The sequence below is a fragment of the Nonomuraea sp. NPDC049421 genome, assembly GCF_040677005.1.
GTDB classification, from domain to species: Bacteria; Actinomycetota; Actinomycetes; order Streptosporangiales; family Streptosporangiaceae; genus Nonomuraea; species Nonomuraea salmonea.
On the sequence record NZ_JBFAQA010000045.1, the window covers coordinates 41,952 to 57,037 of the forward strand.

The 15,086-nt window shown below is 71.8% G+C and carries 16 protein-coding genes; 10 read left to right on the forward strand and 6 right to left on the reverse strand.

Features of this window, described 5'->3' with window-relative positions:
- The first annotated feature begins 3 nt into the window (after window positions 1-3).
- Both AB0K18_RS46485 and AB0K18_RS46490 read left to right on the forward strand, forming a co-directional pair.
- Window positions 4-429 carry a hypothetical protein gene (locus AB0K18_RS46485; protein ID WP_355431170.1) on the forward strand — a complete coding sequence of 142 codons (426 nt, stop codon included), beginning with the start codon at window positions 4-6 and terminating at the stop codon, window positions 427-429.
- Window positions 430-475: 46 nt separating this feature from the next.
- The gene (locus tag AB0K18_RS46490) at window positions 476-880 is read left to right on the forward strand and encodes a hypothetical protein (RefSeq protein ID WP_364928396.1); all 405 of its coding nucleotides are present in this window, start codon (window positions 476-478) and stop codon (window positions 878-880) included.
- On the opposite strand, the gene cydB is transcribed toward AB0K18_RS46490, so the two are convergent.
- From cydB to AB0K18_RS46505, 3 genes are all read right to left on the reverse strand, one after another.
- The gene (cydB, locus tag AB0K18_RS46495) at window positions 873-1,754 is read right to left on the reverse strand and encodes a cytochrome d ubiquinol oxidase subunit II (RefSeq protein ID WP_364928399.1); all 882 of its coding nucleotides are present in this window, start codon (window positions 1,752-1,754) and stop codon (window positions 873-875) included. The two genes, AB0K18_RS46490 and cydB, sit on opposite strands and share 8 nt — an antisense overlap.
- A 28-nt stretch (window positions 1,755-1,782) precedes the next feature.
- The gene (locus AB0K18_RS46500; RefSeq protein ID WP_364928501.1) at window positions 1,783-3,138 is read right to left on the reverse strand and encodes a cytochrome ubiquinol oxidase subunit I; all 1,356 of its coding nucleotides are present in this window, start codon (window positions 3,136-3,138) and stop codon (window positions 1,783-1,785) included.
- A 195-nt stretch (window positions 3,139-3,333) separates the two neighbouring features.
- Window positions 3,334-4,209, reverse strand: a complete 876-nt coding sequence (locus AB0K18_RS46505; RefSeq protein WP_364928401.1) for a polysaccharide deacetylase family protein — start codon at window positions 4,207-4,209, stop codon at window positions 3,334-3,336.
- 96 nt (window positions 4,210-4,305) lie between these two features.
- Here AB0K18_RS46505 and AB0K18_RS46510 point away from each other — a divergent pair, with 96 nt between their 5' ends.
- From AB0K18_RS46510 to AB0K18_RS46520, 3 genes are read left to right on the forward strand one after another with little or no spacing between them, the layout of a single operon-like run.
- Window positions 4,306-4,980: a carbon monoxide dehydrogenase subunit G gene (locus AB0K18_RS46510; protein ID WP_364928402.1), complete on the forward strand. Its 675-nt coding sequence runs from the start codon at window positions 4,306-4,308 to the stop codon at window positions 4,978-4,980.
- A 57-nt stretch (window positions 4,981-5,037) separates the two neighbouring features.
- The gene (locus AB0K18_RS46515; RefSeq protein ID WP_364928405.1) at window positions 5,038-5,934 is read left to right on the forward strand and encodes a hypothetical protein; all 897 of its coding nucleotides are present in this window, start codon (window positions 5,038-5,040) and stop codon (window positions 5,932-5,934) included.
- A gap of 40 nt (window positions 5,935-5,974) precedes the next feature.
- Window positions 5,975-6,643 (forward strand): DsbA family oxidoreductase, encoded by a 669-nt coding sequence (locus AB0K18_RS46520; protein ID WP_364928408.1) that lies wholly within the window; start codon window positions 5,975-5,977, stop codon window positions 6,641-6,643.
- Here the strand turns inward: AB0K18_RS46520 and AB0K18_RS46525 are convergent.
- Entirely contained in the window at window positions 6,592-7,311 is a 720-nt protein-coding gene (locus tag AB0K18_RS46525) for a thymidine kinase (RefSeq protein ID WP_364928410.1), read from the reverse strand. The two genes, AB0K18_RS46520 and AB0K18_RS46525, sit on opposite strands and share 52 nt — an antisense overlap.
- Before the next feature lie 78 nt (window positions 7,312-7,389).
- Between AB0K18_RS46525 and AB0K18_RS46530 the strand changes: the two genes are divergently transcribed.
- From AB0K18_RS46530 to AB0K18_RS46540, 3 genes are read left to right on the forward strand one after another with little or no spacing between them, the layout of a single operon-like run.
- A complete protein-coding gene (locus tag AB0K18_RS46530; RefSeq protein ID WP_364928413.1) occupies window positions 7,390-7,761 on the forward strand; it encodes a hypothetical protein in 372 nt (123 codons plus the stop codon).
- A 7-nt stretch (window positions 7,762-7,768) separates the two neighbouring features.
- Window positions 7,769-9,769, forward strand: coding sequence for a hydantoinase/oxoprolinase family protein (locus AB0K18_RS46535; RefSeq protein ID WP_364928417.1), 2,001 nt, complete (start codon window positions 7,769-7,771; stop codon window positions 9,767-9,769).
- Window positions 9,762-11,570, forward strand: coding sequence for a hydantoinase B/oxoprolinase family protein (locus AB0K18_RS46540; RefSeq protein ID WP_364928420.1), 1,809 nt, complete (start codon window positions 9,762-9,764; stop codon window positions 11,568-11,570). The genes AB0K18_RS46535 and AB0K18_RS46540 overlap by 8 nt, the downstream gene beginning before the upstream one ends.
- 52 nt (window positions 11,571-11,622) lie before the next feature.
- Here the strand turns inward: AB0K18_RS46540 and AB0K18_RS46545 are convergent, their stop codons facing one another.
- Window positions 11,623-12,483, reverse strand: a complete 861-nt coding sequence (locus AB0K18_RS46545) for an NAD(P)-dependent oxidoreductase (protein WP_364928423.1) — start codon at window positions 12,481-12,483, stop codon at window positions 11,623-11,625.
- A 50-nt stretch (window positions 12,484-12,533) separates the two neighbouring features.
- Between AB0K18_RS46545 and AB0K18_RS46550 the strand changes: the two genes are divergently transcribed.
- Complete coding sequence (locus AB0K18_RS46550) at window positions 12,534-13,202, forward strand: histidine phosphatase family protein (protein WP_364928426.1); 669 nt, start codon at window positions 12,534-12,536, stop codon at window positions 13,200-13,202.
- Here AB0K18_RS46550 and AB0K18_RS46555 read toward each other — a convergent pair.
- Window positions 13,192-13,722 carry a hypothetical protein gene (locus AB0K18_RS46555; protein WP_364928429.1) on the reverse strand — a complete coding sequence of 177 codons (531 nt, stop codon included), beginning with the start codon at window positions 13,720-13,722 and terminating at the stop codon, window positions 13,192-13,194. The genes AB0K18_RS46550 and AB0K18_RS46555 overlap by 11 nt on opposite strands.
- Before the next feature lie 162 nt (window positions 13,723-13,884).
- Between AB0K18_RS46555 and AB0K18_RS46560 the strand changes: the two genes are divergently transcribed.
- Window positions 13,885-15,021 (forward strand): CoA transferase, encoded by a 1,137-nt coding sequence (locus AB0K18_RS46560; RefSeq protein WP_364928504.1) that lies wholly within the window; start codon window positions 13,885-13,887, stop codon window positions 15,019-15,021.
- The last annotated feature ends 65 nt before the right edge of the window (window positions 15,022-15,086 follow it).

A 15,086-nucleotide genomic window follows, 5' to 3' on the forward strand; every position in this document is an offset into this window, starting at 1 on the left:
CACATGACGACATTTCCACGTCTGGCCGCTTTCGCGCTGCTGGCCGGACTGGTCGCCGGCTGCTCCTCAGGAGGCGGCTGGAACGACTACGTCGCAGCAGACGGGGCGGAGCCGGCCACTCCCAAGCCGATGACCGTCGAGCAGATCTCGGAGAAGGTCGGCTGCAAGCCCAAGATGCAGGTCGAGGCCGAGGACGTCAGGACCGCGTTCTGCAAGACGGACGCCGGCGAGTTCTTCGTCAACACCTTCAAGACCGAGAAGCTCAAGGACGCCTGGATGAACGAGGCGCCCGAGTACAACCCGCACCTCGTGGGGCCCAAGTGGACGGTGCTCGGGCCGCTGAAGGTCCTGGAGGTGCTCAAGGGCCCGCTCAACGGCGACCTCCATTTGACCGACCACCGTGTCTCCCAGACCCCCGCGCCCAAGTGACCGGTGGGTTCTGAACCTGGTTCCCCGCAGGTGCGTACCTCTGCACATGACGACATTTCCACGTCTGGCCGCTCTCGCGCTGCTGGCCGGACTGGTCGCCGGCTGCTCCTCCGGGAGCGTCGGCGGCTACGTCACGGCGAGCGCGCAGCGGGCCGGCGCCGCCCCCGTCACCGTCGAGCAACTGGCCGCCAAGGTCGGCTGCGCGCCCCGGATGCAGGTGGACGCGCCGGAGATCCGTACCGGCTACTGCAAGACCCCCGACGGCGAGTTCTTCGTCACGACCTTCGCCAGCCAGGCAGGCAAGGACGCCTGGATGGACGCCGCGCCGGAGAAGAACCCGTACCTGGCGGGCAGGCTGTGGACGGTGCTGGCCGGCCGGCAGGTGCTCGACCTGCTGCACGAGCGGCTCGGCGGCGACCTGCACCTGACGAAGGAGGCGCGGGTCAGCTAGCCGGCACCAGGACCCGCTTCCTGAACACCCAGTACGTCCACCCCTGGTAGACCAGCACGAACGGCAGGGCGATCAGCCCGATCCAGCTCAGCATGGTCAGCGTGTACGGCCCCGACGCGGCCTCGGCCAGCGTGAGCCCGGGCAGCGGGCGCAGCCGCAGCTCCATGAAGACCGCCAGCGTGGTCAGCACGATCGCGGCGGCCGTCGCGCCGAACGCCCATCCCTCCCTGCGCCGCCAGATCAGCGCCGTGGCCGCGGCCAGCGCCGCCATCGCGGCCAGGGCGGGGCCGGTGCCGAGGCCCGACAGGGCGAACACGGCCACCGGCAGCGTCACGCCGGCAGCGGCGAGCGCGGCGGTCCTGGCGCGGCGGCGTACCTGGCCGGTGGTCTTCAGTGCCAGGAACACCGCGCCGTGCAGGACGCACACGGCCAGCGTGAACGCGCCGCCGAGCAGGGCCGCGAGCAGGCCGCCGAACAGCAGGCCGGCGAAGACCGCGCCCCACAGGAACGCCGGCAGCGCGCTGCCCGCCACGACCGCGAGGTCGCACCAGGCCGGGTTGGCGACCTTGCTCCGCCACTCCAGGCCGAGCCCGCGCAGGATCAGCCCGACCAGGATCAGCGTCACGGGCAGGTAGAACGTGCTGAACACACCGGCGTACCAGGCGGGGAACGCGGCGAACATGGCGCCGACCGCGGTGATCAGCCACACCTCGTTGCCGTCCCACACCGGGCCGATGGTCTGCAGGCTGGCGCGCTGCTCGGCGGCGTTCCTGCTGACCACCGGGGCCAGCATGCCGACCCCGAAGTCGAAGCCTTCGAGGACGAAGTAGCCGGTCCACAGGAAGGCGATGACGGCGAACCACAACTCGATCACGGGAAGCTCCTCAACTCGTCACACGGGCTCAGTACATGAGCTGCGGCTCGCGCCGCTCGGCCGCGGGCTCGGGGGCCGGCTCCTCGACGCCCTTGCGTACGTGCCTGGCCAGCAGCACGGCCTCGGCCACGGTGAAGACGCCGTACACGAGCGTGAAGATCGCCAGGGAGGTGGCCACCTCGGCCAGCGTCACGCCGGGTGAGACGCTGGCGGCGGTCAGCAGCTCGCCGGCGACCGTCCACGGCTGGCGGCCGATCTCGCTGAGCAGCCAGCCGGCGATCACCGCGGCCAGCGGCAGCGGCAGCGCGAGCAGCAGCGCCTTCGACAGCCACGTGGGGAAGCCCCGGCGGCGCCTGGTCAGCCACAGCCCGAGCACCGACAGGCCGACGGTGGCCATGCCGAAGACGATCATCACCCGGAACGACCAGAACACGACGGGGCCGTTGGGGCGGTAGTCGCCGGGGCCGAACTGCTCCTCGAAGCGGCGCTGCAGGTCCTCGGTGCCGGCGACGACGGCGTCGGGGTCGTTGGTGGCGAGGAAGCTCAGCACCTTGGGGATCTCGATGCCGGGGGCGACGCTGAACGCCGCGCCCGCCGTGTCGCGCTCCAGCCCCTCGGCGGCGGCCAGCTTCATCGGCTGCTGCTCGTACATGAGCTTGGCGGACATGTCGCCGGTGCCCGCGACCACCGCGCCCGCGAGCGCGGTCATCAGCAGCGCGGCCCGGGCGGCGCCGCGCCACATGGCGGCGGCCTGCGTGCCACGTGTGCGCAGCAGCCAGTAGCCGCAGACCGCCAGCACGAAGCCGCCCGCCACCACGAACGCGCCGCCGATCACGTGCGGCACCTGGGCCATCGCCGTGGAGTTGGTGAGCACCGCCCACAGGTCCGTCATCCTGGCCTTGCCGTCCACGACCTCGTAGCCGACCGGGTGCTTCATCCAGGCGTTGGCGGCGAGGATGAAGTAGGCGGAGAGGTTCGAGCCGATGGCCGCCGCCCAGATGCAGGCCAGGTGCACCTTCTTCGGCAGCCGGTCCCAGCCGAAGATCCACAGGCCGAGGAACGTGGACTCCATGAAGAAGGCCAGCAGTGCCTCCATGGCCAGCGGGGCGCCGAAGACGTCGCCCACGAAGGTGGAGTATTCACTCCAGTTCATCCCGAACTGGAACTCCTGCACGATGCCGGTGACCACGCCCATGGCGAAATTGATCAGGAACAGCTTGCCGAAGAACTTGGTCAGCTTGAGGTAGTGCTCCTTGCCCGTGCGGTGCCAGGCCGTCTGCAGGCCGGCCACGAAGATCCCGAGACCGATGGTCAGGGGCACGAACAGGAAGTGGTACACGGTGGTCACCCCGAACTGCCACCGCGCCAGGTCTAGTGCGTCCATCATCCCCGCCGAAAAATCGTCGCTCTACAAGCTGTAGTACATCTACTTGAAGTAGTACTACAAGCTGTAGAGCAATGGGGTGCGACGTTCGTCACATCCCGTTGGTGCTGGTTGCCGAGCTTCGAGAATGGCCTGCTGGGGCGGGGATGCGCGTCACCCGCGCGACGGATCGTCCCCTACGTCCCGAGGCGGACCTCAGCGCGGGTCGGCGGCCTCCAGGTACGCCTGGAGGTTGCCCAGGGCGTAACCGCGGCGCTTGATCTTCTTCACCAGGATGCGGAAGTCCCTGGCCAGGTTGGGGCGGAAGTGCAGGAGCAGGATGTCGCCCGGACGCAACCGCTTGTCCGGCACCTGGTAGGCGATCTTCCCGCCCGGCTGCACGGTCGCCGTCCACAGGAGTACGGCCCGCACGCCGCAGCTCTTGGCCGCCAGCAGTGTGTCGGTGTTGTAGTTGCCGAACGGCGGGCGGAACAACGCCGGCCGCGTCCCGATCTCCTTCTTGATCAGCTGGGTCGTGCCGCAGATCTCCTTGCGCTGGGCGGCGCGGCCGAGGAGGCGGAGGTTGGGATGGGTGAGCGTGTGGTTCTCGACGGCCACCCCGGCGTCACGCAATTGGCGGAAATATCCCCACTTGCCGGCGCCGACGTAGCGCGCCTCGCCGCCCGCCTGGTCCGGCGTGCCCTTGGCCTCCACCGCGTCGCGCATGGCGAAGGCCGTCACAGGGATGCGCTCGTCGCGGATCTGCTGGACGAAGCCGGGATCCTGCTCCCAGCCGTCGTCGATGGTGAGGAAGACGACCTTGCGCCTGGTCGGGATGGAGCTGATCACCGGTGGCAGGTCGCCGGTGCGGGTGATCCGGCGTACCTCGCCCTTGCGCGGCCTGACCCCGGGCGGGCCCTGCGGCCTGGTCGGGCTCGGCGTCGCGGACACCGTGGGCTGCTCCTTCGGCGCGGCGGACTCCTTGGGCGCGCCGCCCGGCCCGCAGGCGGCCAGCGCCAGGGCGCACACCACACCCGCCGTCACGCCCGCCGTCACGCCCGACTTCGCCCGCGCCCGCCGCTTCCCGCTCATAGCCACACAATCTTGCCAGGCATGATCGACCGGCCGGTCCGCGTCTGGCAGGTGTTGCCCTTAAGCCGAAAGGCTCCGGCTGCTTAGAGTGGCGACATGAACGTGGCGGGCAGTGTCGTGATCGAGGTGGACAGGGACCGGCTGTGGGCGGCGTTCCGCGACCCCGCCGTGCTGGTGCGGACCATCCCTGGGTGCGAGCGGCTGGAGGAGTGCGGTCCTGACACGTACCGGATGACGGTCAACGCGGGCGTGGCCTCCGTCAAGGGCGTCTACCAGGGCGAGGTGGCGCTGTCCGATCCGCTGCCGCCCGAGCGCTTCACGCTCAAGGCGCGCGGGCAGGGCGCGCCCGGCACCGTGGACGCGACCGTGCAGGTCCGGCTCAGCGAGGCCGACGGCGGCACCAGGGTCGACTACGACGCCGAGGCGGTCATCGGCGGCATGATCGGCGGCGTCGGGCAGCGCATGCTGGGCTCGGTGGCCAAGCGCACCGCCCAGGAGTTCTTCTCCGCCGTCGAGCAGCACCTGTGCGCCCCGGTTCCGGCCGTCGCGCCCGCGCGGGACGCCGCGCCCCTCACGGACGCGGGGGCCCTCACGGACGCGCGGAGCCTCACGGACGCCGCTCCCGCCGCCGTCTACGAGCGGCCCCGCGCGCCCCGCACCGAGACAAGGCCGTGGGTGATGCTGGCCGCGTTCGGCACCGGCGCCGGCGTGGCGCTGGCCGGCGTGACGCTCGGCTGGCTCCTCGGGCGGGGCACCAGGCGCCGCGCCTGACGGCGCCTGCCTCCTGGACTCTCGCGGAAAAGGATCTCCCGGCGTAGCGTGGCGAGTATGCGGCAGGCACACGCTGAAGACGCACGTACCGAGGCCAGGCGAGTCGTACGCAACCTGCTCGGCGAGGAGCGGCCCACGGCCGAACGGCTGATCGGCGACGTGCGTTCCTTGCTCGGTGACGAGCGCACCGAGCGCACGCTCGAGCTGGCCCGCGGCGCCCAGCTCACCCGGCGCTCGGCCGAGCTGGCCGCCCTCGCGGCGCTGCTGGTCGGCACCCGCGAGCTGGGCGAGCAGTGGTGGGGCAGGCCGCGCGGCGGGAAGCTGCCGCCCCCCGACGAGGTCGTGCGCACCGCCGTCGCCATCGAGCCGTGGACCGACCTCACCGCCCTGGAGATGCTCGCCGCCTGGATCGCCGACGACGCCGCCGACCAGCTGTGGGGTGTCCCCGCCGCGCAGGTCGACCTCAACTCCTGGCAGGCCGAGGACCGCTTCGCGCTGCCGCCCGGCGTCAAGCCGGGGCAGCGGCTCGTCGTGCACTTCGACGCCGGAGGCAGGCTCGACGCGGTGGTCACCCGGCGCGCCGACGGCGACCTAGGCTCCAACCTCGACTTCCACTCCCTGCGCTACTCCCGGCCCGCCGAGGCGCAGTGGAGCTGGGGGGTCGCGGCCGGGCTCGGGCCGCACCGGCTGCCCGGCGAGGACCCCGACCCCTACGCGCGCGAGGTCTCCGCCTCGGCGGCCGGCATCCTGCGGGCCTGGGCGGTGCGCCACGGCGCCACCCGCGAGCAGCTCGGCGAGCAGTGGCGGACGGTCGGCGACGTGGTGGCCGCCATCGAGCGGGTCGACTGGATGTGGCGCAGCGGCGAGTGGTTCGGCTGGTGGCGGGGGGCGTCGGCGCTGGTGGACGACTCGGCGTACCTGACGTACCGGCTGGAGGAGCTGGCCGCCGGATGAATCAGGAATCAGGCAGGTCCGCAGGCGGTTGTGGACCGACATGAAGGTCGAGATCTTTTCTGATGTCGTGTGCCCCTGGTGTTACATCGGGCACACCAGGTTCGACAGGGCCGCCGAGCGGTTCCGCGCCAAGGGCGGCACCATCGAGGTGACGATGCGCCCGTTCCAGCTCGACCCCGACGCCTCCAGCGACGGCGAGCCGGTGATCCCGGCGATGCAGCGCAAGTTCGGCCCCAACGCCACGCAGATGATCGACCGCGTCGTCGGCGTCGCCGCGGAGGACGGGCTCGAGCTCCGCTACGACCAGGCCATCAGCGCCGGCACGTTCGAGGCGCACCGGCTCATCGAGGTCGCCACCCGGCAGGGGCGCGGCAAGGAGATGGCCGAGCGGCTGTTCCGCGCGTACTTCACCGAGGGCCGCAACGTCGGTGACCCCGCCGTGCTGGCCGAACTGGCGGCCGACGCGGGTGTCACCGACACCGGCGAGGGCGCCGGCGAGGTCCGCGAGCAGCTCGCCAGGGCGCGCTCACTGGGCATCAGCGGGGTGCCGCTGTTCCTGTTCGAGGGCAAGTACGCCGTGTCTGGCGCGCAGCCTGAGGACGCCTTCGCCGCCGCCATCGACGAGGTGGCCGAGCGGACCGGGCAGACCCCGATCACTCAGCTCGCCGCGCCCGCCGACGGCTGCGACGACGGGACCTGCGCGGTCTGACCGCTTAGTGCGGGTCGTGCGCCGTGGCGGGCGACGTGAGAGCCCTCCCCGAGCCGGCCCGCGCGGTGGTGGCGGCGGCAGAGCACCTGATAGCGCACCGGCGCGTCGTCGGTGTCGCCGATCACGACCTGTTCGCCCGTACGCACCATCGTCCCGCCCACGACGCGGGCGTTGAGCTGCCCGGGACGCCCGCACCAGCACAGCACCTCGACCTGGAGCCGTGACACCTCGTCGGCCAGCTCGAACAGCCGCTGCGCGGCGGGGAACATGACCGAGCGGAAGTCCGACGCCAGCCCGAACGCGTAGACGTCCACGCCGTGCTCGTCCACGAGGTCGGCGAGCTGCTCGATCTGCTCGACGGTGTAGAAGCAGGCCTCGTCACAGATCAGGTAGTCGACGCGGTCGTACGCGGTGACCAGCGCGACCAGATCGAGGCCGTCCTCCACCTCGATCGCCTCGCGCCCGAGCCCGATCCTGCTGGTGACCTGCGGCTCGCCCGAGCGGTCGTGCTTGGTCAGCACCAGGCCCCGCCTGCCCTGCCGCGCGTGGTTGTAGTTCATCTGCAGCGCCAGAGTGGACTTCCCGCAGTCCATGGGCCCGAAGTAGAACTTCAGCACGGCATCTCTGGCGCCCGACGGCGCTGGCGACAAGGCAGACAGATCAGTCACGGGCCGTCAGCTTAGTGGCTTGGCTTGTTCCATGACCTCGTGGGACATTTCTCCCCACGAGTTACAGGAGGAAAATCTGTGGTCACCGACAAACCAGCCTCGCTCGACGCCATGATGACGCAGGATGACCTCTCACCGGCCCAAGCCGACGCCACCCGCTGGCGCTACGGTTTCCTCGTCGTCGTGGCGGGCATCGTCGCGATCCTCGCCGCCTTCGGCGCGGCCGTGTTCGCCAGTGCCGAGTTCGGTGTGCTGTTCGCCGGCGTGGCGGGGGTGATCGGCACCATCATCGGCGCTTATTTCGGAGTTCAGGCGGGCCAGTCGGGGAAGGCCAGGGTCGAGGCGGAACTCGCCAGGTCCCAGGAGATGGTGGTGCGCCTGGCCGCGTACGTCGGCACGGAGAACGCGCCCCGAGTCATCGACGAAGTGCTCGGCCGGCGCCGGAGCTGAGGAGCCCATGCGTAGCGTCCGTATCGGAGTGGACACCGGAGGCACGTTCACCGACGTCGTGGCGGTGGACGAGCAGACCGGTGAGATCCTCACCACGAAGACCCCCTCGACCCCGGCGAACCCGGCCGACGGCTTCATGGCCGGGCTCGGCAAGCTGGGTGAGCTGGAGGTCGCCTCGATCGTCCACGGCACCACGGTGGCCACCAACCGGCTGCTCGAAGACCGCATCGAGAGCCTCGGGTTCATCACGACCGAGGGCTTCGAGTTCGTCCTGGAGATCGCCAGGCAGAGCGTGCCCGACGGTTACGGCAACTCCTACTTCTGGGTCAAGCCGCCCCGGATCGTGCCCGTGCACCTGGTGAAGACCGTCGGCGGGCGGCTCGACCACCTGGGCGCGGAGGTACGGCCGTTCGCTGAGGAGCAGGCCGTCGAGGTGGCCCGCTGGTTCCGCGCCAAGGGCATCACCGCGATCGGGGTCTGCTTCCTGCACTCCTACGCCAACCCCGAGCACGAGCGGCGGATGCGCGAGGTGCTGGCCCGCGAGCACCCCGAGGCGGTGGTCTCGCTCTCCAGCGACGTGCTGCGCGAATACCGCGAGTACGAGCGCTCGGTCACCACGCTCGTGGACGCGGCCGTCAAACCGGCCATGCGCGGCTACCTCGCGAACCTGTCCGGCCGCCTCGGCAGGTCGTTCTCCGTGATGAAGTCGAACGGGGGCGTGCTGTCGGCCCGCGAGGTCGTCAACCAGCCCATCACCACGGTCCTGTCCGGCCCGGCGGCCGGCGCGCTGGGAGCGGCGCTGCTCGCCGGCACGGCGGGCCACACCTCGGTGATCACCCTCGACGGCGGCGGCACCTCGACCGACGTGGCCGTGGTGATCGACGGCGAGCCGTCCATCACGACCGAGGGCACGATCGGCCGCTACCCCTGCAAGATCCCGATGATCGACATCGTCACCGTCGGCGCGGGCGGCGGCTCGATCGCCTGGATCTCGCCCGAGGGCACGCTGAAGGTCGGCCCCCGCTCGGCCGGCGCCGACCCCGGCCCCCTCTGCTACGGCAAGGGCGGCACCGAGGTGACGGTGACCGACGCGCACGTCTTCCTCGGCCGCATCCCGCCGCACCTGCTGGGCGGGGAGATCCCGCTCGACGTGGACGCCGCGCGCGGCGGCATCGAGGCGCTGGCCGACAAGCTGGGGCTCACGCCCGAGCGCACCGCGACCGGGATCCTGGAGATCAGCGCGTTCAACCAGAGCAACGCGATCCGCAGGCTCACCGTCAAGCGGGGGCTGGACGTGCGGGACTTCCCGCTGGTGACGTTCGGCGGGTCGGGGCCGCTGCTGGCGTGCCGGCTGATCGACATCCTCGGGCTCCCGTCGGTCGTCGTGCCCCGCGGCCCGGGCAACGTCTCGGCGTTCGGGCTGCTCACGGTGGACGTCAAGAACGACTACGTCCGTACGTACGTCACCCGCGACCTCTCGCTCGGCAAGGCCGTCGAGATCTTCCACGACCTGGAGCATCAGGCCGCCGAGGCCCTCGACCGCGAGGGCTTCTCCGAGCCGGTCCACCAGCGCAGCGCCGACCTGCGCTACTTCGGCCAGGCGTACGAGGTGCGGGTGCCCGCCCCGGCCGGCGAGATCGACGAGTCCTGGCACGAGGAGGTCGTCTCCCGCTTCCACGACGCCCACGAGAAGCTCTACGGCTACGCCTACCGCGACGACCCCCGCCACGGCGTCGAATGGGTCAACCTGCGCGTCTCCGGCATCGGGCCCATCACCCGCCCGGTCATCCCGCGCCTGGGCAAGCCGGGCCCAGGGGCCACGTCGGTGCGTCCCGTGCACTTCGACGAGACCCGCGACACCCCGATCCACCAGCGCGCCGCGCTCGGTCCCGGCGCGACCGTCTCGGGCCCGGCGGTGATCGAGGAGTACGGCTCCACGATCCCCGTCCACCCGGGCTTCACCGCCAAGGTCGATGAATACGGAAATGTGGAGATAAGTCGTGACTGATCCGATCCTGGTGGAGATCGTCGAGGGCACGCTCGCCTCCGTCGAGAAGGAGGTCGAGACCGCGATCGCGCGGACGGCCCGCTCGCCGATGATCCGCGACGCCCACGACTTCCGCGCCGGCATCCACGACGCCCGGTTGCGCAAGCTCACCGGCCGCTCCTACAGCGCGCTCGTCCAGCCCGTCGTCCGCGACTTCCCGATCGAGACGATGAAGCCCGGCGACGTCTACTTCCACAACGACGTCTACCTGTCGGAAGGCGGCATCGGCCACCTGCCCGACCTGTGCGTCACCGTGCCCGTCTTCCACGAGGGCGAGGTGGTCGCGTTCGTGCAGGCGTTCGGCCACCACGACGACATCGGCGGCGCGGTGCCGGGCTCCATGCCCTCCCACGCCCGCTCGGTGTACGAAGAGGGCCTCATGGTGCCGCCGATCAAGCTGCGCGACCAGGGCGTGCCCAACGAGGCCGCGCTGCGCATCATGACCCGCAACTCCCGCATGCCCGACTCGCTGGCCGGCGACCTCGACGCCGAGTGCTCGGCCTGCCTGATGGGCGCGCGCAGGCTCGGCGAGCTGTTCGAGCGCTACGGCAGGCAGGCCGTCGAGGAGTGCTTCGACGCGATCATCGGCAAGACCACCGAGACGTTCCGCAGGGAGCTGCTGGCGAAGATCCCCGAGGGCACGTACGTGTGGGAGGACTACGCCGAGCACGACGGCGTGGACGAGCCGCGCCTGCACGCCCAGCGCATCACGCTCACCGTGGACCACGCCGCCGGCTCCCCGCTCACCATCGACTTCACCGGCACCTCGCCGCAGGCCAAGGGCCCCATCAACCACGCGGGCGACTACGCCGACGGCGTGTTCCTGAAGAAGTGGCTCGCGCCCGTGCTGCGCAACCTCGCCGACACCCCCGAGCGCATGGCCGAGCTGGAGGTCAACGAGGGCGTCGTGCCGCTGATCACGATGGTCTTCCCCGAGAAGGGCACGCTGCTCACCCCGATCTTCCCGGCCCCGACCAACGCCCGCACCTTCGTCATCCTGCGCCTGCTCGGCGTGCTGGCCGGCGTGCTGGCCAAGGCCACCGGCGGCCGCATGCCGGCCGACCAGGAGACCATCCGCTACACCGGCGTGCACGGCGTGGACGCCGACGGCGTCCCCTACCTGATGCGCGAGGTGCTCGGCGGCGGCTCGGGCGGGCGCTGGTACGCCGACGGCGAGGACACCATCCACGTGGTGCCCGACTCGCGCAACATCCCCGTCGAGTTCGCCGAGGCCCGCTGGCCGCTGCGGGTCGAACGGCTCGGGCTGGCCTGCGACTCCGGCGGGCCCGGCATGTTCAGGGGCGGGCTCGGCTACGACAAGCACATCAGGATGCTGCGCAACGCCTCCTACATGTCGATCGCCGACCGGTCGATCCTGTCCTGCTGGGGCGTCAACGGCGGGCTGGCAGGGCGGCCGTTCCGCGTCGAGATCGCGGGCCGGGAGATGGAGGGGCTGGTGGACGACCATCCCGTCCTCGCCGGTGAGCTGATCAGGATCCGCACCACCGGGGGCGGCGGATGGGGCTCCCCGTACGACAGGGACCCGCGGGCGGTGGCGGCCGACGTGCGCGACGGGAAGGTGTCGATCGCGGGCGCGCTCGGCGACTACGGCGTGGTGCTCGACGGCGACCGCATCGACGAGCAGGCCACGGCCGAGCTGCGCGCCCGCCTGCGTCCTCCGGCCGACCGCTTCTTCGACCGCGGGCCCGGCTACGCCAAACTCTCCGGCGGCCGCAGCCACGCCGAGGTGGACGACCTCTGACCCCGCGCCCCGGCCGCTGACCCGCCTCCCGGCCGGTCGTGGTGGCCGGGGCTCAGGAACTGGCGAAGTAGGTGGCGGCCATGTCCTCGTCGCCGTGGCCCTGCGCCTCGGCGCGGCGGAAGCGTTCGCCCGAGGCGGCCACCACGTCGAGCCGCACCCCGGCGGACTCGCCCGCCTCGGCGATGAGGCGGGTGTCCTTCTCGGCGTTGCGCACCGAGAACGACGGCGTGAAGTCGCCCTCCAGGATGGCCTTCGACTTGGCCTGGAAGTACGGGCTGTCCATCGGCCCGCCCGAGATCACCTGCCGGACCAGGTCGGGGTCCAGCCCGAGCCCCTTGGCCAGGGCGAGCGCCTCGGCCACGACGGCGGTCATGGAGATGCCGATGCTGACCGTGGCCATCTTGAGCCGGGTGCCCGCGCCGTCGGCGCCGTCGCCGGAGAGCCAGAGCGTACGCTGACCGACCGCGCCGAACACCGGCTCCAGGACCTGCCTGGCCGGCTCGGGACCGGCCGCGAGGATGACCAGCTTGCCCTGCTCGGCGGGCTGCTTGGTGCCCTGCACCGGCGCGTCCACGAACGTCAGCCCGTGCCGCCCGGCCAGCGCCGCCAGCCGCCCCACGGCCGCGACGCCGACCGTGCTCATCTGCGCCCACACCTGACCGGCCCGCAGACCGGGCGCGGCGGCGGTGACGGCCTCGTGCACCGCGTCGCCGTCGCTGAGCATGGTCACGATCACGTCCGCGCCTTCGACCGCCTCCGCCGGTGACCCGGCCACGGTGGCGCCGTCGGCCTCCAGCGGCCTGGCCTTGTCGAGCGTGCGGTTCCACACCGTGACCCGCAGGCCGGCCTTGACGAGGTTGCGGGCCATGGGCAGCCCCATGAGCCCCGTTCCGAGAACTGCGACAGAAACCATGAGCTCACCATACGATCACCCCCGGAGCCGGCTCGTGTGAGGATGGCGGTATGCGACCGTCCGTCATCATGGCCGTGCGGCACGGCGAGAGCGAGGCCAATCTCGCCCATCGGCTCGCGGGCGACCGGCCGCTGGTCTACGAGCGCGGCGACGACGAGGTGACGGTGACCGAGCTGGGGCGGGCACAGGCGGCGGCGTTCGGCCGGCTGCTGGCGGCGCTGCCGCACGACGAGGCGCCCGAGCTGGTGTGCTGCTCGCCCTACCGGCGGGCCCGCGACACGTGGCGGATCGCTCAGGAGACGTGGGGCGCGGCGCCGCCGCCCGTCGTCGTGGACGACCGGCTGAGGGACCAGGAGCAGGGCGCGTTCGCCGGGCGCAACCTGGCCGCGCTGCGCGAGCGGTTCCCTGACGAGCTGGCGCGACGGGAGGCCGCCGGAGCCTACGCCTTCCGGCCGCCCGGCGGGGAGTCACTCGCCGACGTGACGGTCAGGCTCCGTGCGTTCCTGGCCGATGACCTGGGCGGGCGGGCCGACGGGCGGCGGGTGCTGATCGTCGCGCACGACTCCGTGGTGCTGGGGCTGCGTCACGTGCTCGGCGGGCGGCCCGACACGGAGTTGTCGGCGGTGCTGGCGTTCGCGCCGGTGCTGAACGGGTCGGTGTCGGTGTGGCGGGCGGGCGAGCTGGTCCGCTTCAACGACGTCGCCCATCTCACGTCCTGATGACGAGGTCGGCGCGTTCCTTCGTACGGTCGGCCGCGAACCAGGCGCGTTCGGCCGCGAACCATTCGCGCCAGCGCGGCTCCAGCTCAGGCCCGTCGCGCTCCAGCACCCGCCGTAGCCGCTCGGCGTCGTCGGCCTCCATCCACACCGTGTACGCCAGCATCCCGGCCGCCGACGCCCGCGCCGTACCGACTCCTTCGATCACCAGCACCGGCGCGGGCGGCACGGACACCTGCTCGGCATAGACCCCGCGCACCCAGTCGTACCTGCGGAAACCGCCCGGCAGGCCGCGCTGGAGCGGCCGCAGCACCTGCGACTCCAGCAGGTGGAACCACCCGCCCGGCCCCTCCTCCCACGGCACGGGGAAGTCGTCGCTGCCGATCACCTGGCAGCCCAGCAGGGCGCCGAGCCGGCCCGCGTACGTCGTCTTGCCCGACCCGGCGGGCCCGTCGACGGCGACCACCCGCACGGGACCGCAGGACGGCGGCAGGGCGGCGATGCGGGCAGGCAGACCGATCACCGCACCCAGGGTAGAGGAAGGGGGGTGGACGCCTGCGAGAATGTTCATTCGCCCCATAACGCGCAATGGGAGGTTGAGATCGTGCTCGGACCCCTCGATGGTCCCCCCGGTGGCCCTCTCAGCGGCCCTCTCGGTGGCCCCCTTGGTGGCCCCCTTGGTGGCATCGTCGTGCTCGATCTGTCCAGGGCGCTGGCGGGGCCGCACGCCGCCCAGTTGCTCGGCGACCTGGGCGCCCGGGTGATCAAGGTCGAGCATCCGGACGGCGGCGACGAGTCACGCGGGTGGGGCCCGCCGTTCGTCGGGCCGGATCACGACATCTCCACGTACTTCCTGGCGGCCAACCGCAACAAGCAGTCCATCGCCGTCGACCTGAAGTCCGACGAGGGCAAAACGCTCATCGAGCGGCTCGTCCGCCACAGCGACGTCCTGGTCGAGAACTTCCGCACCGGCGTACTCGACCGCCTCGGCTTCCCCGTCGAGCGGCTGCACGAGCTCAACCCCCGCCTGGTCATCCTGTCGATCACCGGCTTCGGCCACGACGGCCCCGAGGGCGGCCGCCCGGGCTACGACCAGATCGCCCAGGGCGAGGCCGGCCTGATGTCGCTGACCGGCCCGTCGGCCGGCGAGCCCTACCGCGTGGGCGCGTCCATCGCGGACCTGCTGGCCGGCATCCACGGCGCGTACGGCGTGGCCGCCGCCCTCTTCGAGCGCGAGCGGACCGGCGCGGGCAGGGTCGTGCGCACGTCGCTGCTCGCCGCCGTCACCGGCGTGCACTCCTACCACGGCACCGCCTGGACGGTCGGCGGGAAGGTGGCCGCCCCCACGGGCAACCACCACTCCTCGATCACCCCGTACGGCGCCTTCCGCTGCGCCGACGGCATGCTGCAGATCGCCGCCGGCAACGAGGCCCACTGGCGCAAGGTCGCCGCGCTCCTCGGCATCGACGCCGAGCAGCCACGCTACGCCACCAACCGCGACCGGTTCCTGCACCGCGACGAGCTGATCGCCGACATGGAGAAGGCGCTGGCCGCCCACGACCGCGCCCACTGGCTGGCCGAGCTGAGCGCGGCCGGCGTGCCCGCGGGCGCGATCAGGACGCTCGACGAGGTCTACACGTGGGAGCAGACCCGTTCGCAGGGCCTGGTCGTCCAGGTCGATCACCCGGTGCTCGGCCCCATCGAGCTGCCGGGACCGCCGCTGCGCTTCGACGGCGAGCCCCCGATGACGCACACCGCACCGCCCGCGCTCGGCCAGGACGGCCCCGCCGTGCTGGCCTGGCTCGAGGAGCGCGAACGATGAGCGGCGTCCAGTGGCACCGTCGAGGGCGCTCGTGCGTCACCATTGCATCGTTGGCAGACATCTAG

Coding starts and splice junctions, on each gene's coding strand:
- AB0K18_RS46485 (WP_355431170.1), top strand. CDS start 4: ATGACGACATTTCCACGTCTGGCCGCTTTCGCGCTGCTGGCCGGACTG.
- AB0K18_RS46490 (WP_364928396.1), top strand. CDS start 476: ATGACGACATTTCCACGTCTGGCCGCTCTCGCGCTGCTGGCCGGACTG.
- AB0K18_RS46550 (WP_364928426.1), top strand. CDS start 12,534: ATGCGACCGTCCGTCATCATGGCCGTGCGGCACGGCGAGAGCGAGGCC.
- AB0K18_RS46545 (WP_364928423.1), bottom strand. CDS start 12,483: ATGGTTTCTGTCGCAGTTCTCGGAACGGGGCTCATGGGGCTGCCCATG.
- AB0K18_RS46505 (WP_364928401.1), bottom strand. CDS start 4,209: ATGAGCGGGAAGCGGCGGGCGCGGGCGAAGTCGGGCGTGACGGCGGGC.
- AB0K18_RS46515 (WP_364928405.1), top strand. CDS start 5,038: ATGCGGCAGGCACACGCTGAAGACGCACGTACCGAGGCCAGGCGAGTC.
- AB0K18_RS46500 (WP_364928501.1), bottom strand. CDS start 3,138: ATGGACGCACTAGACCTGGCGCGGTGGCAGTTCGGGGTGACCACCGTG.
- AB0K18_RS46520 (WP_364928408.1), top strand. CDS start 5,975: ATGAAGGTCGAGATCTTTTCTGATGTCGTGTGCCCCTGGTGTTACATC.
- AB0K18_RS46510 (WP_364928402.1), top strand. CDS start 4,306: ATGAACGTGGCGGGCAGTGTCGTGATCGAGGTGGACAGGGACCGGCTG.
- AB0K18_RS46535 (WP_364928417.1), top strand. CDS start 7,769: ATGCGTAGCGTCCGTATCGGAGTGGACACCGGAGGCACGTTCACCGAC.